This window comes from Christiangramia sp. 3-2217-3z, from assembly GCF_051195275.1.
Classification (GTDB): domain Bacteria; phylum Bacteroidota; class Bacteroidia; order Flavobacteriales; family Flavobacteriaceae; genus Christiangramia; species Christiangramia marina.
Window position 1 is genome coordinate 148,195 of sequence record NZ_JBNJLI010000003.1, and the last position, 21,189, is coordinate 169,383.

Consider the following 21,189-nt stretch of genomic DNA (forward strand, 5'->3'; position numbering starts at 1 on the left):
ATTTCACACTTTATTATGTAGATATTCTGTGATTTTTAGGAAATGAGTGTAGAAAATCAGCGTCATTTTTCCAGAGGCACATAAATACAGAAAGGGCTCCCGAGGGAGCCCTTTCAATCCGAAAATCTAAATTATAAAACAAAATAAATTAAGTGTAACCCATTTTGTTCCCAATACTAACCTATTTACTTAATAGTAATAATTATACCAAAACTAAAAAACTCTATTTACATCTCTTAAAACTCAGTATTCCAGCGATATAAAAGAATAATACATACACATAAGGTCAATGCCAATTCAAGAAATTACGTGGAATCTACAGAATAACTGAGGATTTAATACCCACATTTACTTCAAGGGATTTTTTCTGTTTGCCTTGATCTCCGATCTTTTCTTTTTAGAGTGTAATCTTTTCAGTTTTGAAGCCCGGGATGGTTTTGTTTTCTTTCGAGGTTTCTGTTTTTTTAGTGCAGATTTTATTACTTCCAGAAAATTACGAATGACGATCTCTCGATTGGAATGCTGACTCCGGGAATCTTCACTCGACATCTTCAAAAATCCCTCGCGGTTGATCCTGTTCTCAAGCTTCCTTTGGATTCTGCCTTTTTCGGCTTCTGAAAGTCCGTTAGAAGTCTCCACATGAAAACTAAGTTCCACTTTTGTGGAGGTTTTATTGGCATGTTGCCCACCGGGACCAGAACTTCTTACAGCTTTAAATTCAAGCTCTGTTTCAATTTGATGTTGATCCATTAAGCTGGTTGATGAGAATCCTTCAGCAGATCTGAAACAGTTTTTACAGGATTAAAGGTTTCCACGGGAACTTCTACAAAGATCGTATTCCAGCGTGCCATTCCTCCATTCCATAAACCAGGTCTCTCTAAAGCCTTCAACTCCTTACCGTCTTTTGTTTTATCTGCAATAAAACTCATGTCTTCATCTACATACTCATTAAGATCGTAAGCTTCTCCCTTGTGGTCTTTGAGTCCGCAAACGATATCCACCGGATTAAAATGGGTAGCTTCACGCGCTGTTTTAGCCTGTTCCGGATTATTATTATCGATCTGTGCTCCTTCAATTATTTGCAGGGAAGTATTGCCGTCGCTGTCTTTCACAAGAAAAGGACCTCCGCCTGGTTCACCTTCGTTCTTTACCATCCCGCAAACACGCAATGGTCTACGAAGTTTGTGCTTCAGGTTTTCCACGAACATATCGCCGTCACTACCAGATTTTACGAATAATTCATCGTTCAGAAATGTCTGGATCTCATCCAGTTTTTCATGCGATACATTTCCTTTGTCCAGGGTTTCAAGGTACTCATATACTTTAGTCTGAACCTTCAGCAGTTTTCCTCCCAGTAATTTCTTATGATCGGCTACCTGCTGAACTTTATCTTCAGTAACCACATTATCGATATTCTTTACAAATACGATATCGGCATCTAACTGATTCATGTTTTCGATAAGCGCGCCATGACCTCCGGGTCTAAAGAACAAGGTATCCTCCTCTGTTCTAAATGGTTCAAATTCGCCAGTGACCGCAATGGTATCTGTTTTTGGATCCTGGTAAGAATAGTGGATCTCGAATTTTACCCCTGTAGATTTCTCTACACGTTCCCCAACATCATTCCACTCAGCTTCAAACTTCTCGCGATCTCCTTCAGCTACCGTAAAATGAACTCTGGCAACTCCATCTACAGTAATGTACTTCGCGGCTTCGAATAAATGTTCCTCGAAAGCTGTGGAAATATGAGTGTCATATTTATGAAATGGAACGAGGCCTTTTGGGAGATTGCTAAGATAGAGACCATCTTGATCCAGGATCGTGTGTACCAGAATGGAATGCTGATGATCGTGTGAAAGATCCTCATAGTCTGGATGGCTCTTTTTAGCTTTGTTCACCGCATGTTTATAGAAAGGCAATTTATCTACGTGATCAAAAAATCTTTGAAGATCTGCATCAGCTTTTTTATCAAGATAGTCTCTTAGCTCATCATTTTCCGGATCGAATTCTTCGGAAAAATTATGCAAAGCCTTGAACATTCTGGAAGCTGCACCAGATGCCGGTACGAACTTGAGAATTCTGTAATTAGATTTTTCAGAATTGTAAAAATCTATCAATTCGTGTTTTTCAGTCGCTTCTATCCTGCTAATTCCTTTTCCTACCGTAGCAGCTTCGGTAATATTTACCTTGAGGTTACCACGTTTAAAAATGGCTATCTGGTCTTCTACTTCATCGTTACTAATTCCTTTTTCCTTGATCTGAAGATTATCTTTTTCGCTAAAATTCACTGGTTATGAGTTTTTAATAGTTGGTCAATTTTTTTCACTGCGGAATTTAATCGGGTTTGCCGATCACCTTTCAGAATCATATAAGGTTTTTGATATTCATCGAGCGTTTGCTGAAATCTCTGAAACATTCCCTCACGGTCGTGAGGTTTATCCCTTAGATCATCTGGCGTCCACGGAACATCAATATACGTTAAAAAGTAGAGAGCGTATTCGTTGTTTAACGCATGTTTAAGAAGTTGAGGATCTACGAAATTATCATAGTAAGCTTCAGAATAGACCTTTATCTCCAGTAGATCGGTATCACATATTAATAGCTTGTCTGCCTGTCCTGACTTCTCATTTTCCAGTTGCATCTGTCCACGGGCGATAGGTAATATATCCTGAGGCTCGCAAATTCTACGTTCGAGATCCCATACCTTCTGAAGATATTTCCGCATAAATTCTGGCACCAGCGGTTCAGAATAGTATTTAGACAGATCTTCTGAAAGCGTAGTTTTCCCAGTAGATTCTGGGCCGAACAGGACTATTTTCAGGCAGGACGAAGGTCGTTGCGCAAGTTTTTCTTCCATGCTAGATAACCGTAAATGGCAATTATGGTAAATAAAAGATATTGTAAGCTGGTTAAAGTTAGCCCTTTATAAAAGTACAGCGGTACAGAAATAATATCTCCAATGATCCAGTAGATCCAGTTTTCGATTTTCTTTCTCGCCATAAGCCACATTCCCACGAAGAATATCGCGGTTGTGATCGTATCTACGTAAGCCGTCCAGTTATTCCATTTATCGAACCATTCATAGATCCCGAAAACAAAGAGCAGTGTTCCTGTAAAAATTACCACCGAAAGTATTTTTTCTTTTCTGGTGGTAGAAGTGATTGGCGTAAAGTGATCATCATCTACTTTCCTCGTCCATACATACCAGCCATAAATGCTCATGGAAAAATAATAGGCATTGATCATCATATCCCCAAGCAATTCCCATTGCCAGAGTAGGTATACGAAGATCATCGTGCTTACGATACCGGTTGGATAAACCAGGATATTATTTTGCTTGGAATACCAGACAGATAGAAAACCAAAGATCACGGCAATGATCTCCAGAATTATAAAAAGCGTAGGATAATCTGAATACTGACTAAACAGGTAATCAAAAATCGGCTGCATACTCGGAGCGATCAGATTTTACAATTTTCATGTACATGAGTCCACGGTCTATCGCTTCAAAGGCATTTTTGATCTCTTTATTGAGCAGACCCATAACCTCATCATAATCACCATATACCTGAGTACTTAGAGGGTTTTCTTTTACGGTGAGTCCGGATTCACGCATTTTTTTGATAAAATTGATGATCGCCGGTTCGTAATCATCCTGAATTGGGGTTAGCGTAAGTTCTACTGAAATGTTCATAATAGCGGTTTGTATTCCAAAGTTAGCTATTATCTGAAGTTTACTGAATGGTTGGCAGCTTAAATTTGATCAACACAGGGCTTTAGTCAATCGGCTAGAATAATCATGTTCAATTAAAAGGTGTCATCTGTAGTTGCACTGAGCCTGTCGAAGTGCTGTCTTCTGAAGAAATGAAAAATTATAACCGGTGCACCAATACAAATTTAGATAGCATAAAATCTGAAACAAATTGTTGCACTGAGCCTGTCGAAGTGCGATCTTCAGAAGAATTAAAAAACTGAAACAATCAATATTTTCCGAAGTTTCATTAATTCAAGAACGAAAGACTATTTTTCAAAAGCAGTTCCCATGACCACCATTGTCGCACCAGATTTATAAGCATTGTGCATTTGCTGCTGCGTTCGAATACCTCCTCCAACAATTACGGGAATTTCGAGACTGGAAGACACCGCCTTAATTATTTCCGAAGAAACCGGGTATTCTGCACCACTTCCTGCTTCCAGATAAATCAATTGTTTTCCCGAATATTGCCCTGCCAGCGCGGTATTTACAACAAGCTTTAGATCCTTCTGATTGATAGGAATAGTTTTACTTACTTTTTGAACTGAAGTTTGCCTTCCACCATCAATAAGAATATAACCAGTAGGAATCACTTCAAGATCTGAACTTTTGATCTTCTCCACAGAGCGCACCTGTTGTTCGATTAGAAATTCAGGATTTCTCCCCGAGATCAGGCTTAGAAAAAGCAACGCATCTGCTTCCGAAGAGATCTGAGAAAAATCACCAGGAAAAAGTATCACTGGTAAACTACAATAGTTCTTAAGAGCTTTTACCACAGCACAGGTTTCACCCTCTTTCACGGTACTTCCACCCACAAAAATATGCGTGGTCTCTTTTGGTATCTTTTGAAAAAATTCTGAAGCTCTGGCAACATCAAATTTATCTGGATCTACCAGAATAGACAGTAATTTACGCTCTTCAAAAGCTGCCTGCCTGATCTCCTCCAGGTAAGATTGAACCTGAATCATTCAGCTACAGATTCAGAAATTGAAGGCACAGCATACACACAGGTGAAATTCTCAAATTCGAGGAAATCGATATCATACCAGGAATCCAGTTCTTGATATCCCACACGAGCGGTTGTTTTCGAATCTTCAAAATCAAAGTCGGTCACATTGATATGCTGTAAAAAGCCAACTCCAGGGCGAGCGATCAATTTGTAAACAGATTCCTTAGCGCCCCAGACAATGGTAAGTTTCCGTATTAACGCCTCTTCATTCGCCAACGTATGATATTCGTTAAGCGGAGTGAATTTATTAGCGATCTTTAGAATCTTTTCCCGTTGCTTCTCAATATCGATCCCTACATCGCGATTGCTAATAATGATTGCGGTGAAATTGAATGAATGAGTAATGGAAATATACCTGTCATCACGAAGATGGGGTTTCCCTATTTCGTCATAGTAGAGATCATGATCTGTATACCCTGCCTCGGCCATCAAATGTCTAATGCTCATGAATCCACGACGGTGAATTTCAGATTTCATACCGTCTACTCTTTTTTGACAATGTGCGGTAAGATCGATCCCGTTTGCGAGCCAATCAAAAGACTCTTCCACCTTCCAAATGAAGACTTTAGTACGTTCATCAACTGTTATTGTTTTATAAAGAGGCATATATTTTCTAAGCTTTTCCTTATTTTTGCGACATTAAAATTGCTAATATTCAAATATAATAATATGTCAACTAAAACAGTACCGTATACCGCCTATAAAGTCAAAGATATTGAGCTTGCCGAATACGGCCGCCTTGAAATTGAACTTGCTGAAGCTGAAATGCCGGGACTTATGGCATTGCGTAAAGAGTTTGGGGAATCCAAGCCTTTAAAAGGTGCCAGAATTGCGGGTTGTTTACATATGACGATCCAGACTGCAGTTCTTATCGAAACTTTGGTAGAACTAGGAGCAGATGTAACCTGGAGCTCATGTAATATATTTTCTACTCAGGATCATGCTGCCGCTGCCATTGCTGCTGCCGGTATTCCTGTTTATGCGTGGAAAGGAATGACAGAAGAGGAATTTAACTGGTGTATCGAACAAACACTTTTCTTCGGTGAAGATCGTAAGCCACTTAATATGATCCTTGATGATGGTGGAGATCTTACCAATATGGTACTTGACGAATACCCTGAACTTGCTGAGGGAATCAAAGGACTTTCAGAAGAAACAACTACAGGAGTTCATAGACTTTACGAAAGAATGAAGAACGGAACATTGCCAATGCCAGCAATCAACGTAAACGATTCAGTAACCAAGTCAAAATTCGATAATAAATACGGTTGTCGTGAGAGTGCAGTAGATGCGATTCGTCGTGCTACAGATGTGATGCTAGCTGGTAAACGAGTTGTTGTTTGTGGGTATGGTGATGTTGGAAAAGGAACAGCGCAATCTTTTAAAGGTGCTGGTTCTATTGTAACTGTTACTGAAATTGATCCAATTTGTGCATTACAGGCAGCAATGGATGGTTTTGAAGTGAAACAACTGGAAACTGTTCTTCCGAAAGCAGATATCGTCATTACTACCACAGGAAATAAAGACATCGTACGTGGAGAGCATTTCGAGGCGATGAAAGACAAAACTATCGTAGCGAACATTGGTCACTTTGATAACGAGATCGCTGTTGCATGGTTGAATGAAAACCACGGAAGTTCCAAAGTAGAGATCAAACCACAGGTTGATAAATATACTATTGATGGGAAAGATATCATTCTTCTTGCTGAAGGTCGTTTGGTGAATTTAGGTTGTGCAACTGGACATCCTAGTTTTGTGATGAGTAATTCATTCACAAACCAGACCCTGGCACAGATGGAACTTTGGAATAATACAGATAAGTATAATAACGAAGTTTATATGTTACCTAAGCATCTTGATGAAAAAGTTGCCAGGCTTCACCTTGAAAGAATTGGGGTTGAATTAACTGAACTTAAACAGGATCAGGCAGAATATATTGGTGTAACGGTTGAAGGACCATACAAGCCAGAATACTACAGGTACTAGAAATTAACCACTTGTTGATTACAAAAGCCTCTGCTCTCGCAGAGGCTTTTTTTGTTAATTCAGTTCATATTTTAATTTCAGTTTAACAAGCCTGAGTTAAAAAGCTTAATCCTGAGTTAAAAGCTTCTATTCCGAAAACCGGAGTTGGTATGTTTCGTAAGTATTAACGTAATTAATAATCAATTAAAAAGTTACTTATGAAAATTTTGAAAAAACCTTTATTATTTATAGCGATGTCCGCTATGTTGGGATTCACCTCATGTTCAGATGATGATGATGACATGACCGATGATATCGTGGAGATGGATTCTGCAATGTTATATGCTACCACACATTCTGGATCTGTAGTACAGTACAATCTTGATGATGGTACTTCTTATACAGTAAATACTTCTTCAACAGATGCTGAAGGAATTTTTTATGACGAAGATGACAGTTCTTTAATCGTAGCTTCCAGAGACCCTAAACAACTTCAGTATTATGGAGATGTTGATATGTGGGATGGATCTATGTCTACAGTATCTGCAGAGTTCATGAGCTCTAGTGATCTTATGAGCCCAAGAGATGTTGCTGTTAATGGTGACCTTATCGTAGTTGCAGATAATGCCGATGTTGATGGTGATGACACCACTGCAGATGGTAGATTTTATATCTATAGTAAAGAAGACAATGGTTTCACACTAAGAAACACAGTTACCGTAGATTTTAAAGTTTGGGGTATCGAGTTTGTTGGAAATACTTTGTATGCAATTGTAGATACTACCAACATGCTTGCTAGTTTTGACAACTTCCTGTCTAATAACACAGACGGAATGGTGAGTGCTACAAAAACTGTTATGGTAGAAGGAATCGTGAGAACTCATGGTTTAGACTATGATGGTGGGACGATGGTACTTACAGATATTGGAGATGCAGGATCTGATGCTGATGGTGGACTTCATGTAATTACTGACTTTGACAGTAAATTTAATAATACAATGGATGCTGGAACTTTAGCTCTTTCAGATCAAATGAGAATTTCTGGAGCAGCTACTTTATTGGGTAACCCGGTAAATGTCGCTTATGATGCAGATTCTGATATGATCTACGTTGCTGAACTTGCTAATGGTGGCGGTAGAGTACTGGCTTTTGATGATGCATCAAATGCAAGCGGAAATGCAACTCCAGCTGTGAATAATATGCTTTCTGGAGTATCTGCAGTATATTTTGAAGACTAATTTAGTTTTTTAGTTTCAAAAGAAAAGCCCGGTCGTATGACCGGGCTTTTTGTTTTCAATTCCGAATGATCATTCAGGAATCACTACCGCAGTTTCTTCAGAAAGTACATTCTGGCCTTTTAACCAGTCCTGGAAACCTGCTTCTCCCATACGGGCTTTCATTGCTTTAGTGCTTACAGCAGTACCTTCTACAGTCACTCCCGAAACGAAAGGATAGCTGGTGTATCTCACCACACCATCAATTAGCATGTCGTACTCCGGGCCTGCTTCTTCCAATGCTTCATCCATAGCATCTTTAATGTTCCACCCAATTCCAAGGAAATAAGATTTCTTACCCTCGGTTTTTACACCCTGAGCTCTGTCGATGTCAAGGTTTACATTTTTAGAACTAATTACGGTAAAGTCAACCAGTCTAAAAGAGCAACTGGACAATGTCATTGCAGCGATGGCAATGATTAGTAAAGATTTAAACTTCATTTGGTTAGATTAAGTGTTTCCCCTACTCTCAGGATTTTCGGGTTCCTCCATACAAACGAAGATAGTATTTTTTATTTTATGTCTAAGAGTTAATTTTCTATTTTCTAAAAGCGCTTAATTTAAGGATAGATTAAATTTTCTCATCATTTTATAGATACAACGAAAGACGGGTTTGGTCGCTTTATCTGCACCTGAATTATCAAATCTGAATTTTATAATTTTTGATCCCGGCTCTTCTGAAGGATTGCGAAATCCGGTGCCATCCAGGACAAACTTAGTTTTTTCCGAAAAGATAAAATCTGTAGCAATTTTTTTTATGAGTCCGCGTTTTCCTGAAGATCCTTTCATAATCCTGAGTATTAATGAATTATTAAGTTACGAAAAATTCATAATTGAGACTCTAAAAGCGCTATATATCATTAGGATTGGCATAAAAGATCGAAAAATGAAAAATTTTTAACCATAAACACAATTAAAAATTTAAATAATGACAAATTTATATTACACAAATTAACATATTACTGAGGCAATTTCAATATTAAAAACTGAGAAATCAATTTTAGATAATTTTTTTTTCTTTTGAGATTAACTGCCAGCTCTACATTCCCATTCAATTTCAAAATTTCCATTTCTTTTTAACGCTCCTTCAACATCATAAACCAGATTAAATTTATAATTTTGGAATTATTCCTATTTAATGGATTTATTCCTATTATGAAATTAGAGAAATCAATTATACACCTGGATCTTGATACCTTTTTTGTTTCCGCAGAGAGGCGTCTGGATTCCAAATTGAATGATAAACCCCTTATCGTAGGCGGCCTGGGAGATCGCGGTGTGGTAGCAGCCTGCAGTTATGAGACTCGCAAGTTTGGAGTACATTCCGGGATGTCTATGAAAGTTGCCAGGCAACTCTGCCCTCAGTCTATCGTGATTAAAGGGAATGCTTCCACATACACCAAATTCTCCCATGAGGTAACCGAAGTTATTCGTAGCAAAGTTCCTTCTTTTGAAAAGGCCAGCGTAGATGAGTTCTATGCAGATCTCACAGGAATGGATCGGTTTTTCGGGATCACCCAGTTTGCCAAAGAACTTCAGGAAACTATCAAAAAGGAAACTTATTTACCTATTTCCTTCGGACTTTCCACCAACAAAGTGGTTTCCAAGATCGCTACCGGCGAAGGCAAACCTTATGCCCAGAAAGTCATCGAAGCAGGTTCAGAAAAAACATTTCTTGCTCCGCTTACAGTGAACAAGATACCGATGATCGGGAATAAAACATTTCAGAAACTTTTAAATCTCGGCGTTCGTAGGATTGAGACAATTCAGAAGATGCCTGTAGAGGTTTTAGAGAGCGTTTTGGGTAAGAATGGCCGTACTATATGGAAACGTGCTCACGGGATCGACAATCCTCCTATCATTCCGTTTCACGAGCGCAAGTCTATTTCAACTGAAAGAACCTTTAACCGGGATACTATCGATATGATCCGTTTGCACGGTACGCTGGTTGCCATGGCAGAAAGTCTCGCCTATCAGCTTCGGCGGGGAAATAAACTTGTTTCCACAGTGAGTGTAAAAATCAGGTATTCAGATTTTCAAACTTACAGCAAACAGGTAAGGATCCCGTATACCAGTGCAGATCATATTCTAATTCCTAAGGTCGAGGAACTTTTTAAACAACTATACAGCAGGCGCCTGCTCATCAGGTTGATTGGGGTCAAGTTTAGCGGACTCGTGGGTGGTCACTACCAGATCAATCTTTTTGATGATTCTGAAGATATGCTGAATCTCTACAATTCCCTGGATAAGATCAAAAATCGTTTTGGTGAACATGCGGTCATGCGTGCTGCTGCTATGGATGCGAAAACCATCGGCAGAATGAAGAATCCTTTTAACGGGGAGCCACCAATCGTTCTTGCTCATAGAAAACAATAATGATGGTCTATTCTGAAGTATAAAAAGATTATTGATGTATTTAAACTGCCACACATATTATTCACTACGATATGGGACTTTTCCCATCAGGGAGTTGTGTGAGCTCGCCTACTCCAACGATATCTGGCAGTTCGCTATTACAGACATCAACAATACTTCTGCCTGCCTCGAATTTCTAAGGCTTACCAATGGAACTAAAATTAAACCGGTTCTGGGAATTGACTTTAGAAATGCTGCCGAGCAACAATATATTGGACTGGCGAAAAACAATGCTGGCTTCCTTCAGTTAAACGACCATCTTTCAAATCACCTGCATAAAAAGAAAGATTTTGAAACGGTAGCGCCACAACTACCCGATTGTTTTATTATTTATCCCTTCGGAAAAGTGGTGGAACAAGAACGTAAAAATTTCAGAAGCAATGAATATATAGGAGTTTCCAAAGAAGAGATCGGGAAACTAAGGTTTTCAGAATACAGAAATCTGAAGGATAAACTGGTTATTCTACAAACGGTGAGCTTTCGGAATAAAAAGGACTTTAATGCGCACCGCTTACTCAGGGCGATCGACAATAGTTTGCTGCTTAGCAAGCTTCCAGAAACAGAACAGGGAAAAGCTTCACATAAAATGTATCCCAAAAATGAAATGGAAGCCGCTTTTGAAGATTTCCCTCATATTCTGGAGAAAACACAACAAATTATGGACGCTTGCAAGGTGCATTATGACTTCGGAAAAGGACAGAACCGGAATTTAAAGGTCTATCGAAACACTATTGAAGAGGATGCAGATATGATCCGGCGACTCACCTACGAAAAACTTCCTAAAAAATACCCAAATGCAAATCGGGCAGTTTACACGCGGGTTGAAAAAGAACTGGAATCTATCATCAGGCTTGAGTTTGTTTCTTATTTTCTTATCAACCTGGGAATTGTAGACTATGCGCGTTCCCAAAATTATCCATTTGTAGGACGCGGTAGTGGTGCGAATTCTATCGTTGCCTATATTCTTGGCATCACCAATGTGGATCCTATAGAACTTGATCTTTATTTTGAACGTTTTATAAATCCTAACCGGAAATCTCCCCCAGATTTTGACCTTGATTTTTCATGGAAAGACCGTAATGATATTACAGATTATATTTTTGGCACGTATAAGAATACAGCGCTTATGGGTACTTATGTTACTTTCAAACAGCGCGCGGTTGCCCGTGAACTTGGGAAGGTTTTTGGTTTGCCTAAAGAAAATATCGATAAGCTCGCTTCTGGTTTCTACACTTATAACAACCTGGATCATCTGGAGAAACTGGTGATCCGGTACAGCAAACTCATAGAAGGCTTTCCTAACTATTTGAGTGTTCATTCCGGCGGAATTTTGATCCTGGACGATTCGGTTCATAATTATGCTGCTACGTTTTTACCTCCCAAAGGCTTCCGGACGATGCAGATCGATATGAACATTGCTGAAGAAGTAGGCATTCATAAATTTGATATTCTTGCCCAACGCGGACTATCAAAAATCACCGATACCATCGAGATCGTAAAACAGAATCAGCCAGACGCCAAATTAGAGGATATCGAAAATATCAAAGCTTTTAAAGAAGATCCTGCTATTAACGAATTGCTGACAACCGGCGATTGTATGGGAGTTTTTTACGTGGAATCCCCTGCCATGCGAGGTTTACTTACAAAACTACAAACCCGGGATTACCTAAACCTGGTTGCAGCGAGTTCTGTAATTAGACCAGGAATTTCCAGCGCTGGAATGAAGGATGAATTTATTCTAAGACATCGCTTTCCTGAAAAAAGAAAGGAAGCGCACCCGGTAATGTACGAGATCATGCCCGACACTTATGGCGTGATGGTTTATCAGGAAGATGTAATGAAAGTCGCTTACCATTTTGCCGGTTTGAGCCTGGATGATGCAGATGTATTACGAAGAGGGATGAGTGGAAAAAAAACTTCCCGGGGGCAAATGGAAAAGATCGAGAATACCTTTCGTGAAAATTGTAATATTAAAGGTTACGAACCAAAACTGATCGATGAAGTCTGGGAACAGATCTCTTCTTTTGCCGGCTATGCATTTCCGAAGGGACACTCTGCTTCCTACGCTGTGGAAAGCTACCAGAGTTTGTACCTGAAGAAATATTTTCCATTGGAGTTTATGGTCGCAGCAATCAACAATGGAGGTGGTTTCTATGATCTGCAAACCTATATTCAGGAAATAAGACGCTGGGGCGGCACGATTCACGCTCCCTGTATCAATAAAAGTGACCACCCTAATGTCATCTACGGAAAAAACGTCTATTTAGGTTTTGGATATATTAAAGAGCTGGAAGCAAAAACTATTCAGCAAATTCTGGAAAACAGACAATTCTTTGGAGAATTTAGTTCGCTGGATGATTTTATAGACCGTATCCATATTTCTATTGAGCAACTTAGCTTATTACTGAAGATCAACGCCTTCAGGTTTACCGGCATGGACAAACACGAACTTTTATGGAAAGCTTATTTCAAACTGGATAAGAATAAACCAAAAACGAATCAGCCGCTACTTTTTAAACCAAAGCATAAAGATTTTGAATTGCCTGAATTTGAAGCTTCCAGAATGATCGAAGCTTACGACCAAATGGAACTTCTGGGATTTCCCCTATGCAGTCATTTTGAATTACTGAAAGATCCTCTAAAGCAAAATGCGGTGACAGCTTCGCAACTAAAAGATCATATCGGGAAAAATATAGAGATCTATGGCAACCTGGTAAACTCTAAAAAAACCGGAACTTCAAATGGCAAATACATGTATTTCGGTACTTTCTATGATCCTGAAGGAGTCATTTTTGATGTGGTTCTTTTCCCTTCAGTAGCCGAAAAGTATCCTATAAGATCTAAAGGAATTTACCTGTGTTATGGTGAGGTTGTTTCCAATCTTGGATATATCTCCATTAGCATCAAAACGCTCTCCAGACAGGTTACGCAAACCGATCCAAGACTCGTGGGAACTAATTTTAAGTTTGCAGTTTAGAAATGTAGTAGAAACTATTATATTCCTAATGAGCCGCAATCTAATATACTTCCGAAAATAGTATGAAATTGAAATTTCAGAAAGGCAAAATCTAGTTCAAACTACGACAATTTTTTGCTGTCGCCTGCCTGCGTTGCTTCATACTTCTTAGCAATAGCATCCACACAGTTGATTCCGTCAATGGCTGCGGAAATGATTCCTCCGGCATACCCAGCTCCTTCTCCACAGGGATACAATCCTTTTACTTCTACATGTTCCAGTGTTGCCGGATCACGCGGAATTAGAATTGGGGAAGAAGTCCTGCTTTCCGGAGCATGTAAAACGGCTTCGTTCGTATAATAACCTTTCAGCTTTTTTCCGAATTTCAGAAAAGCTTTCCGAAGTCTTTTAGTAATTAGATCGGGTAACACTTTATTAAGATCAACGCTTACTATTCCAGGCTGGTAAGAAGTTTTCGGAAAATCTGAAGACACTCTTCCTTCTACAAAATCCTTCATGCGCTGCGCTGGAACCTGCTGAGTTCTGCCAGCCGCTTCCCAGCAGTTTCTTTCCACCATTTTCTGAAAGTCAAGACAAACAAATGGATCATTTTCTTTATAACCCGGTAGATCTGCAGGTTCTATACTTACCACTATTCCTGAATTGGAATATGGATTATTTCGCTTGCTTGGACTCCAGCCATTGGTAACCACTTCTTCCTGTTCTGTAGCACACGGAGCAATAATACCTCCCGGACACATACAGAAAGAATACACCCCAAGTCCGTCTACCTGTTCTACCAGGCTATACGAAGCTGGTGGTAGATAAGGGTTTTCATCATCCCCGTGATACTGAATATGATCAATCAGTTTTTGCTGATGCTCAATTCGAACTCCCAGCGCGAAAGGCTTGGCTTCGATCTTTATATTTCGTTCATGCAACAGGTGAAAAATATCCCTGGCTGAATGTCCCGTTGCCAGAATTACCTCATCAAAATGTAACCACTTCTCTTTATTGATCTCAATGGCCGTGATCTTATCACTCTCTAACTTTAGATCGGTTAGTTTAGAGTTAAAATGTACTTCTCCTCCAGCATCCACGATCGCTTCCCGCATAGCGGTGATAATCTTAGGTAATTTATTCGTTCCAATATGCGGATGCGCATCCACAAGAATATCAGGATCTGCTCCAAATTCCACGAACCACTCCAGAGCTTTCAATACGTTACCTCGTTTTTTTGAGCGTGTATATAATTTCCCGTCTGAGTACGTACCAGCACCACCTTCTCCAAAACAGTAATTAGATTCCGGGTTTACGGTTTGTTCCTTATTAATCTTCGCAAGGTCATGTCTTCTGGCTCTTACATCTTTCCCGCGTTCAAAAACCACAGGTTTCAATCCCGCTTCCACTGCTCTTAGTGCTGCATACAATCCGGCAGGACCAGCACCAATAATTGCTATTTCCTTTGCTTTGGAAACATCCTGAAGGGATAAAGCTGATCTTGTACCTCTTTCTTCACCGTGTTTCCATATCTCAATCTGCAGATTAAGTTTCACCGGTTTTTTCCGGGCATCTATAGAACGCTTTCTAATTCTCCAGTCTCCGATATCATCTTTCCTGATATTTGATTTCTTAATTGCCCTGTTAAGAAGCAGATGATGATCTTCAAGTTCCCGGGGTAAGGCTGTTATTTGAACGAGTGTGCTCATAGACCCCAAAGATAGTATGTATTTTTTCTAAAACTGAATTTAAGTAGGGATTGAAAGTCCCTGAGTTTCCCGCTATATTCAGGAATCATATATTTGTAGAAAAAAGAATGTCTTTAAAAGAGTTGCTTCAGGAAAAAGGATACCATCGTATCAAATTAAAATACACCAAAACCAATCATTTCGAACTAAAAGCGAAGATCAATGATATTGAAGGCAATTTTATACTGGACACCGGCGCTTCCAGCACTTGTGTGGGTATAGATGCGATCGAACATTTTGATCTACTTTCAGAAGATAGCGATATTAAAGCGGCTGGTGCAGGAGCTACCAACATGTTAACCCAGGTTTCAGCAAAAAACATTGTACAGATTGGAGACTGGAAAAAGAAAAAGATCGACCTGGTACTTTTCGACCTTAAACACGTAAATGAGGCGCTCGAAAATCATAAAGCTGAGAAGGTACAGGGAATTATAGGAGCTGATATTCTGAAAAAAGGTAAAGCAGTTATTGATTACAAAGGCAAGGCCTTATTTCTCAAATAAGGGGAAAAACACCCTTTTTCTGAAAGCGATATCGCTCTATATTTGAAGTAATCTAACCAATAATTTTTACGTTATTAAACTTCGAATATCTTCACAACTGGTCTTTTACATTATGACAATTTTAGTTGTTGCTGTGCTGGCCTTGAATATATTCAGGTTGTTAGTTTTGTTCTAATTTCGTTAAAGTAAAAAGGGTACGCTATCGCGTACCCTTTTTTTATTTCTACCGGAGATTGTTACTACAATTCCAATGATCTCTTAATATCTCCATCCATTAATAGTTCTTCAGGATTTTCCAGTGCTTCTTTAACGGCTACAAGGAATCCAACAGATTCTTTACCATCAATGATTCTGTGGTCATAAGACAATGCTACATACATAATTGGTCTGATTTCGACATGACCATCTATTGCAACAGGCCTTTCCACAATATTATGCATACCAAGAATAGCCGATTGTGGAGGATTGATAATTGGAGTTGATAACATAGATCCAAATACTCCACCATTAGTAATGGTAAAAGTACCTCCGGTCATTTCATCCACAGTGATCTTTCCATCTCTGGCTTTGATCGCAAGTCTTTTCACTTCAGATTCGACCCCTCTAAAACTAAGATTTTCAGCATTTCTAATTACAGGTACTGTAAGTCCTTTAGGACCAGAAACTGCAATACTAATATCTTTAAAATCGTAGCTTACCTGGTAATCTCCATCTATCATAGAGTTTACTGCAGGATATTCATCCAGCGCACGGATCACTGCTAGTGTAAAGAATGACATAAAGCCAAGACTCACCCCATGCTTCTCCTTAAATTCCTCTTTATATTTCTTTCTTAGCGCAAAAATTGGAGACATATCTACCTCGTTAAAAGTAGTCAGCATCGCCGTATCGTTCTTCGCACTTACCAGACGTTCCGCAAGTTTTCTACGGAACATTGACATTTTCTTACGCTCTTCTCCTCTGGCTCCTGTTCCAGGAGTTCCCATAGAAGCTTTTGCCTCAACCGCATCTTCCTTAGTTACACGACCATCTCTTCCAGAACCCTTTACATCTTTGCTATCAATTCCCTTTTCATCCAGAATTTTTCTAGCTGCTGGTGAAGGAGTTCCAGTTGCATAAGTATCATCCTGCTTCTGGCTTGGAGTACTTGATTTTGAAGGTTCTTCAGTTTTAGCAGCTGCCTTATCACTGTCTTTCTTATCTTCTGTACTTTCCTGACGCTCCTTTTCTTCAGCTTCAGCAGACTTTTCGTCTTTACTTTCACTATCCCCTTTGTCATCACTACCAGGCTTTGCAGCCTCGGTATCGATTAGACAAACTACCTCTCCAACTCCTACGACATCTCCTTCTTCAGCTTTCAAAGTAATAATTCCACTAGCTTCTGCAGGAAGTTCCAGCGTTGCTTTGTCACTATCCACTTCGGCTACTGCCTGATCTTTTTCAACGTAATCACCATCTTCGACTAACCACTGAGCTATTTCAACTTCAGTAATCGATTCGCCGGGTGAAGGAACTTTCATTTCTAAGGCCATGATTGTAATTTATTTTGGTTCCTGAAATCAGGAAATTGGTTCTTATTATTAATCTTCTTTTAAATCTTTGTCGAATACGCTGGCGATCACTTTTTCATGACGCTTCTTAAATCTTACCGAGCTACCTGCAGCAGGTGCACCGTAGAATTTACGACTACATACTCTAAACTGTCTTGCTTCTTCGAAATGCAGCAACATATGTCCATATGCTCCCATGTTTCTAGGCTCTTCCTGTGCCCAGACCACATCTTCAGCATTCTTATACTTGCTCATCATTTCTTTCATGATACTTACCGGTAGTGGGAATAACTGTTCGATTCTCACAAGGGCAACATCATCACGATCATTCTCTTCCTTGAAGTTCAGCAGGTCATAGTAAAACTTACCAGTACAGAATACCAGGCTTTTTACTGAATCTGCTTTTGCGTCTGGATCATCAAGAACTGGCTGGAATGAACCATTCGCAAATTCTTCTTTTGTAGAAATTACTTTAGAATGACGCAGTAAGCTTTTTGGTGTAAAAATGATCAGCGGTTTTCTGAATTTCGCTTTCATTTGCTTCCGAAGCATATGGAACATGTTCGCAGGAGTCGTAATATCTGCCACGTACATGTTATCCTTTGCACAAAGCTGAAGGAATCTTTCCATTCTACCTGAAGAGTGCTCTGCTCCTTGCCCTTCGTAACCGTGAGGTAGTAACATTACCAAACCATTCTGAAGTTTCCATTTGTCTTCCGCAGCAGAAATATACTGATCGATCATGATCTGTGCACCATTCACAAAATCTCCAAATTGTGCTTCCCAGATCGTCAGTGTTGTTGGGCTTGCCATGGCGTAACCATAATCAAAACCAACTACTCCGTATTCTGATAACAGGGAATTATAGATAAAGAAATCTCCATCACTGTCCTCTATATTGTTATGAAGAATAACCTCTTCCTCACTATCTTCAACTTTAACTACCGCGTGACGGTGTGAAAACGTACCACGCTCCACATCCTGCCCGGTAATTCTAATATTATAACCTTCGGTCATTAGAGATCCATAAGCCAAATGCTCGGCCATGGACCAGTCCAGCTTATTATCTTCGAAGTACATTTGCTTTCGCCCATCGATGATCTTCTGGATCTTTCTCATGAACTCCTTACCTTCCGGTAATTCTGAAACTGCCGTGGCAACCTTATCAAGTTTTTCAAGATCGAAAGTTGTATCAACTTCTTTCATCATCTCGTCTTCCTGAACATTCTCGAAACCTTCCCATTCATCCTGCATAAATGGAGTAATGCGGGTGGTTTCTTCTTTTCTTGAATCCTCAAGTTTCTCTTCGAGAGAAGCTTTGTAGTCTTCTTCTAACTTTTTAAGATAGTTATCGTCGATTACACCACTCTCCTTTAGCTTTTCAGCATAAATATCTCTGGCATTCTCGTGTTTAGATATTGCTTTATATAGTTTTGGCTGAGTAAAACGTGGTTCATCACCTTCGTTATGACCATACTTTCTATAACCCAGTAAATCTATGAATACATCCCTTTTAAACTTCATTCTGAAGTCTAAAGCGAATAATATCGAGTGTACTACTGCCTCTGCATCATCGGCATTTACATGTAAAATTGGTGAAAGAGTTACTTTCCCAACATCTGTACAATAGGTTGAACTTCTCGCATCGAGGTAATTTGTAGTAAAACCAATCTGGTTATTTACTACGATATGTATGGTTCCACCTGTCTGGTAACCTTCGAGATTAGCCATCTGTACAAGTTCGTACACAAGTCCCTGACCTGCAATTGCAGCATCACCATGAACCAGGATCGGTAAAATTTTGGAGTTATCTCCGTTGTATCTACGATCCATTTTTGCTCTCGAAATTCCTTCTACCACCGCGCCAACGGTTTCTAAGTGAGAAGGATTTGGAGCTATATTAATATTGATATCCTTTCCACTATTTGTAGTGCGACAGGATGTCCAGCCTAGGTGATATTTTACATCACCATCGAATATATCCTGTTCGTAATCTTTTCCATCAAACTCACTAAAGATATCCTTTGCGTTCTTTCCGAAGATATTGGTAAGGGTATTCAAACGACCACGATGAGCCATTCCCATTACAAAATCTTCCACACCAAATTCCGCAGCTTTTTCGATAAGCGCGTCCAATGCCGGAATCAAACTTTCTCCACCTTCCAGTGAAAATCGTTTCTGTCCAACATATTTAGTATGTAAAAAGGATTCAAAAGAGACTGCTTCGTTAAGCTTCCTCAGGATCTGCTTCTTGCGGGTGGCATCAAAATCGGGATGATTGTCGTTTACATTTAAACGATTCTGGATCCATTCAATCTCTTCAGGTTTTCGAATATACATATACTCGATCCCAATAGAGTCACAATACACCAGTTCAAGATGTTTAATGATCTCTTCAAGGCTTGAAGGTCCAATCCCGAGAATATCACCTGCATTAAAAGTAGTATGCAGATCTTTTTTCTCAAGTCCGAAATTCTCTATATCAAGAGTTGGAACATATTTTCTACGTTCTCTTACAGGGTTTGTTTTGGTGAATAAATGTCCTCTGGTACGATAGCCGTCAATTAATCGAATTACCTGAAATTCTTTAACTACGTGTGTCGGTATCTCACCTTCTGAAAAATCTACAGGAGCTTCGTCCAATACATCTTCAGAAACGCCATCTTGTTGCATTCCGAAGTCAAATCCTTGAAAAAAAGCCCTCCAACTGGGCTCTACACTATCAGGATATTTTAAATATTGATCGTAAAGTTCTGCAAAGTATGCAGTATGAGCGGCATTTAGAAATGAAAATTTTTCCATAAAATTGAAACAACAGTTTCTTTTGTTCTTAAAAACATTAGCAAAAATACAATATTTAAAAAAAACAGCTTGCAGGCATTATGATAATTCTCTATGAGATTATAAGAATTTTAACACCCTCTGATATTCAATAATTTGGGAAGTAGATCTCTGAGTAAATTGCAGGAAATATATCTTATAACCTGACTTATACCTGTCTCTCCATAAGCATTTTACCAAAACTCCTCAAGGGTTTTTTCTTCTCTACAGGCATATCTATCCTGTCCAGAACCTCGAAAGCCATGTCTGTGTACTTCTCGATTTCCTTTCTGGTAAGTTCTGCTGCACCACTGCTTTCAAATAGATTTTTGACTGCTTCGATCTTTCCTGTATTTTCCATAGGACTAATGGAATATAGGTGCTCCAGTTGCCTGGCTTCACCGGGACTTGCCAGTTCAAGACTTTTTAAATAGAGAAATGTCTTTTTGTTTTCGATGATGTCACCACCAGGTTGCTTTCCAAAAGTAGCAGGATCCCCAAAAGCATCCAGGTAATCATCCTGAAGCTGAAAAGCAATACCAAGTAATCTTCCGTATTGATAGATCGCCGACTTACAAGCAGCCGAAGTTTCAGCTACAATAGCACCCATTTGCAATGAAGCTCCAACCAGAACTGCAGTTTTGTATTCGATCATCAAAAGGTAATCCTCGATACTCACGTTATCACGGGTTTCAAAATCTATATCATACTGCTGACCTTCACAAACTTCAATAGCTGTTTTGGTAAATAGTTTTGATAGCTCTTTGAACACATCTCCTTCATAGTTTTCAAATAATTGGTATGCATTGATAAGCATCGCATCTCCGGAAAGGATTCCCGTGTTGATATCCCACTTTTCATGCACCGTTTTCTTACCTCTTCGAATGGGTGCATCGTCCATAATATCATCATGAACAAGAGAAAAATTATGAAAAACCTCTATGGCCAGGGCGGCGTCGAGTGCTTTTTTATGATTGCAGTCGAAAATTTCAGCTGCCATTAGAACAAGGACAGGTCTTAAACGTTTACCTCCCTGCTCTAAAATATAAACCATTGGTTCGTAAAGATTTACCGGCTCCTTGACCTGTATCTTTTGATGAAGATAATCGACGATGGCCTCTCGGCATTCCGCAATGGTAAGCATGTGTTAAAATTTTTGCGCTAAAATACCATAATTGAACCTATTTCAAATTTT

At 39.3% G+C, this 21,189-nt stretch carries 18 protein-coding genes; 5 read left to right on the forward strand and 13 right to left on the reverse strand.

What is annotated here, in order from left to right; genetic code table 11:
* Nucleotides 1–348 precede the first annotated feature (348 nt).
* From arfB to ACSHZO_RS06585, 7 genes are all read right to left on the reverse strand, one after another.
* Nucleotides 349–750 carry an alternative ribosome rescue aminoacyl-tRNA hydrolase ArfB gene (gene arfB, locus ACSHZO_RS06555; protein WP_298246743.1) on the reverse strand — a complete coding sequence of 134 codons (402 nt, stop codon included), beginning with the start codon at nt 748–750 and terminating at the stop codon, nt 349–351.
* Entirely contained in the window at nt 750–2,288 is a 1,539-nt protein-coding gene (locus ACSHZO_RS06560) for a DUF4301 family protein (RefSeq protein WP_298246744.1), read from the reverse strand. Before ACSHZO_RS06560 ends, arfB begins: the two co-directional genes overlap by 1 nt.
* Nucleotides 2,285–2,857, reverse strand: a complete 573-nt coding sequence (locus ACSHZO_RS06565; protein WP_295178704.1) for an ATP-binding protein — start codon at nt 2,855–2,857, stop codon at nt 2,285–2,287. The genes ACSHZO_RS06560 and ACSHZO_RS06565 overlap by 4 nt, the downstream gene beginning before the upstream one ends.
* On the reverse strand, nt 2,818–3,450 hold the full coding sequence (gene pnuC / locus ACSHZO_RS06570; protein WP_295178707.1) for a nicotinamide riboside transporter PnuC: 633 nt from the start codon (nt 3,448–3,450) through the stop codon (nt 2,818–2,820). Before pnuC ends, ACSHZO_RS06565 begins: the two co-directional genes overlap by 40 nt.
* The gene (locus ACSHZO_RS06575; protein WP_298246745.1) at nt 3,434–3,694 is read right to left on the reverse strand and encodes a YkoF family thiamine/hydroxymethylpyrimidine-binding protein; all 261 of its coding nucleotides are present in this window, start codon (nt 3,692–3,694) and stop codon (nt 3,434–3,436) included. Before ACSHZO_RS06575 ends, pnuC begins: the two co-directional genes overlap by 17 nt.
* Before the next feature lie 326 nt (nt 3,695–4,020).
* A complete protein-coding gene (locus ACSHZO_RS06580) occupies nt 4,021–4,722 on the reverse strand; it encodes a geranylgeranylglyceryl/heptaprenylglyceryl phosphate synthase (RefSeq protein ID WP_298246746.1) in 702 nt (233 codons plus the stop codon).
* Complete coding sequence (locus tag ACSHZO_RS06585; RefSeq protein ID WP_298246747.1) at nt 4,719–5,369, reverse strand: 4'-phosphopantetheinyl transferase family protein; 651 nt, start codon at nt 5,367–5,369, stop codon at nt 4,719–4,721. Before ACSHZO_RS06585 ends, ACSHZO_RS06580 begins: the two co-directional genes overlap by 4 nt.
* 63 nt (nt 5,370–5,432) lie before the next feature.
* Between ACSHZO_RS06585 and ahcY the strand changes: the two genes are divergently transcribed.
* Entirely contained in the window at nt 5,433–6,749 is a 1,317-nt protein-coding gene (gene ahcY, locus ACSHZO_RS06590) for an adenosylhomocysteinase (RefSeq protein WP_298246748.1), read from the forward strand.
* A gap of 197 nt (nt 6,750–6,946) precedes the next feature.
* Nucleotides 6,947–7,966 carry a hypothetical protein gene (locus tag ACSHZO_RS06595; RefSeq protein WP_298246749.1) on the forward strand — a complete coding sequence of 340 codons (1,020 nt, stop codon included), beginning with the start codon at nt 6,947–6,949 and terminating at the stop codon, nt 7,964–7,966.
* A gap of 69 nt (nt 7,967–8,035) precedes the next feature.
* Here the strand turns inward: ACSHZO_RS06595 and ACSHZO_RS06600 are convergent, their stop codons facing one another.
* Entirely contained in the window at nt 8,036–8,443 is a 408-nt protein-coding gene (locus tag ACSHZO_RS06600; RefSeq protein WP_298246750.1) for a hypothetical protein, read from the reverse strand.
* A 114-nt stretch (nt 8,444–8,557) separates the two neighbouring features.
* Nucleotides 8,558–8,791 carry a hypothetical protein gene (locus tag ACSHZO_RS06605; RefSeq protein WP_298246751.1) on the reverse strand — a complete coding sequence of 78 codons (234 nt, stop codon included), beginning with the start codon at nt 8,789–8,791 and terminating at the stop codon, nt 8,558–8,560.
* A gap of 366 nt (nt 8,792–9,157) precedes the next feature.
* Between ACSHZO_RS06605 and dinB the strand changes: the two genes are divergently transcribed.
* A complete protein-coding gene (dinB, locus tag ACSHZO_RS06610; RefSeq protein WP_298246978.1) occupies nt 9,158–10,378 on the forward strand; it encodes a DNA polymerase IV in 1,221 nt (406 codons plus the stop codon).
* Nucleotides 10,379–10,412: 34 nt separating this feature from the next.
* Nucleotides 10,413–13,394 carry a DNA polymerase III subunit alpha gene (locus tag ACSHZO_RS06615; RefSeq protein WP_298246752.1) on the forward strand — a complete coding sequence of 994 codons (2,982 nt, stop codon included), beginning with the start codon at nt 10,413–10,415 and terminating at the stop codon, nt 13,392–13,394.
* 101 nt (nt 13,395–13,495) lie between these two features.
* Here ACSHZO_RS06615 and ACSHZO_RS06620 read toward each other — a convergent pair whose 3' ends face one another.
* Nucleotides 13,496–15,082, reverse strand: a complete 1,587-nt coding sequence (locus ACSHZO_RS06620; RefSeq protein ID WP_298246753.1) for an NAD(P)/FAD-dependent oxidoreductase — start codon at nt 15,080–15,082, stop codon at nt 13,496–13,498.
* A gap of 107 nt (nt 15,083–15,189) precedes the next feature.
* Between ACSHZO_RS06620 and ACSHZO_RS06625 the strand changes: the two genes are divergently transcribed.
* Nucleotides 15,190–15,624, forward strand: coding sequence for a retropepsin-like aspartic protease (locus ACSHZO_RS06625; protein ID WP_295181692.1), 435 nt, complete (start codon nt 15,190–15,192; stop codon nt 15,622–15,624).
* A gap of 239 nt (nt 15,625–15,863) precedes the next feature.
* Here the strand turns inward: ACSHZO_RS06625 and odhB are convergent, their stop codons facing one another.
* The 3 genes from odhB to ACSHZO_RS06640 form a co-directional block, all read right to left on the reverse strand.
* Nucleotides 15,864–17,156, reverse strand: a complete 1,293-nt coding sequence (gene odhB, locus ACSHZO_RS06630; protein ID WP_298246754.1) for a 2-oxoglutarate dehydrogenase complex dihydrolipoyllysine-residue succinyltransferase — start codon at nt 17,154–17,156, stop codon at nt 15,864–15,866.
* A 48-nt stretch (nt 17,157–17,204) separates the two neighbouring features.
* Nucleotides 17,205–19,976, reverse strand: a complete 2,772-nt coding sequence (locus ACSHZO_RS06635) for a 2-oxoglutarate dehydrogenase E1 component (protein ID WP_298246755.1) — start codon at nt 19,974–19,976, stop codon at nt 17,205–17,207.
* Between the two features lie 187 nt (nt 19,977–20,163).
* A complete protein-coding gene (locus tag ACSHZO_RS06640; protein ID WP_298246756.1) occupies nt 20,164–21,138 on the reverse strand; it encodes a polyprenyl synthetase family protein in 975 nt (324 codons plus the stop codon).
* Nucleotides 21,139–21,189: the final 51 nt, after the last annotated feature.

Coding starts and splice junctions, on each gene's coding strand:
- arfB (WP_298246743.1), bottom strand. CDS start 750: ATGGATCAACATCAAATTGAAACAGAGCTTGAATTTAAAGCTGTAAGA.
- ACSHZO_RS06565 (WP_295178704.1), bottom strand. CDS start 2,857: ATGGAAGAAAAACTTGCGCAACGACCTTCGTCCTGCCTGAAAATAGTC.
- pnuC (WP_295178707.1), bottom strand. CDS start 3,450: ATGCAGCCGATTTTTGATTACCTGTTTAGTCAGTATTCAGATTATCCT.
- ACSHZO_RS06575 (WP_298246745.1), bottom strand. CDS start 3,694: ATGAACATTTCAGTAGAACTTACGCTAACCCCAATTCAGGATGATTAC.
- ACSHZO_RS06580 (WP_298246746.1), bottom strand. CDS start 4,722: ATGATTCAGGTTCAATCTTACCTGGAGGAGATCAGGCAGGCAGCTTTT.
- ACSHZO_RS06585 (WP_298246747.1), bottom strand. CDS start 5,369: ATGCCTCTTTATAAAACAATAACAGTTGATGAACGTACTAAAGTCTTC.
- ahcY (WP_298246748.1), top strand. CDS start 5,433: ATGTCAACTAAAACAGTACCGTATACCGCCTATAAAGTCAAAGATATT.
- ACSHZO_RS06595 (WP_298246749.1), top strand. CDS start 6,947: ATGAAAATTTTGAAAAAACCTTTATTATTTATAGCGATGTCCGCTATG.
- ACSHZO_RS06600 (WP_298246750.1), bottom strand. CDS start 8,443: ATGAAGTTTAAATCTTTACTAATCATTGCCATCGCTGCAATGACATTG.
- ACSHZO_RS06605 (WP_298246751.1), bottom strand. CDS start 8,791: ATGAAAGGATCTTCAGGAAAACGCGGACTCATAAAAAAAATTGCTACA.
- dinB (WP_298246978.1), top strand. CDS start 9,158: ATGAAATTAGAGAAATCAATTATACACCTGGATCTTGATACCTTTTTT.
- ACSHZO_RS06615 (WP_298246752.1), top strand. CDS start 10,413: ATGTATTTAAACTGCCACACATATTATTCACTACGATATGGGACTTTT.
- ACSHZO_RS06620 (WP_298246753.1), bottom strand. CDS start 15,082: ATGAGCACACTCGTTCAAATAACAGCCTTACCCCGGGAACTTGAAGAT.
- ACSHZO_RS06625 (WP_295181692.1), top strand. CDS start 15,190: ATGTCTTTAAAAGAGTTGCTTCAGGAAAAAGGATACCATCGTATCAAA.
- odhB (WP_298246754.1), bottom strand. CDS start 17,156: ATGGCCTTAGAAATGAAAGTTCCTTCACCCGGCGAATCGATTACTGAA.
- ACSHZO_RS06635 (WP_298246755.1), bottom strand. CDS start 19,976: ATGGAAAAATTTTCATTTCTAAATGCCGCTCATACTGCATACTTTGCA.
- ACSHZO_RS06640 (WP_298246756.1), bottom strand. CDS start 21,138: ATGCTTACCATTGCGGAATGCCGAGAGGCCATCGTCGATTATCTTCAT.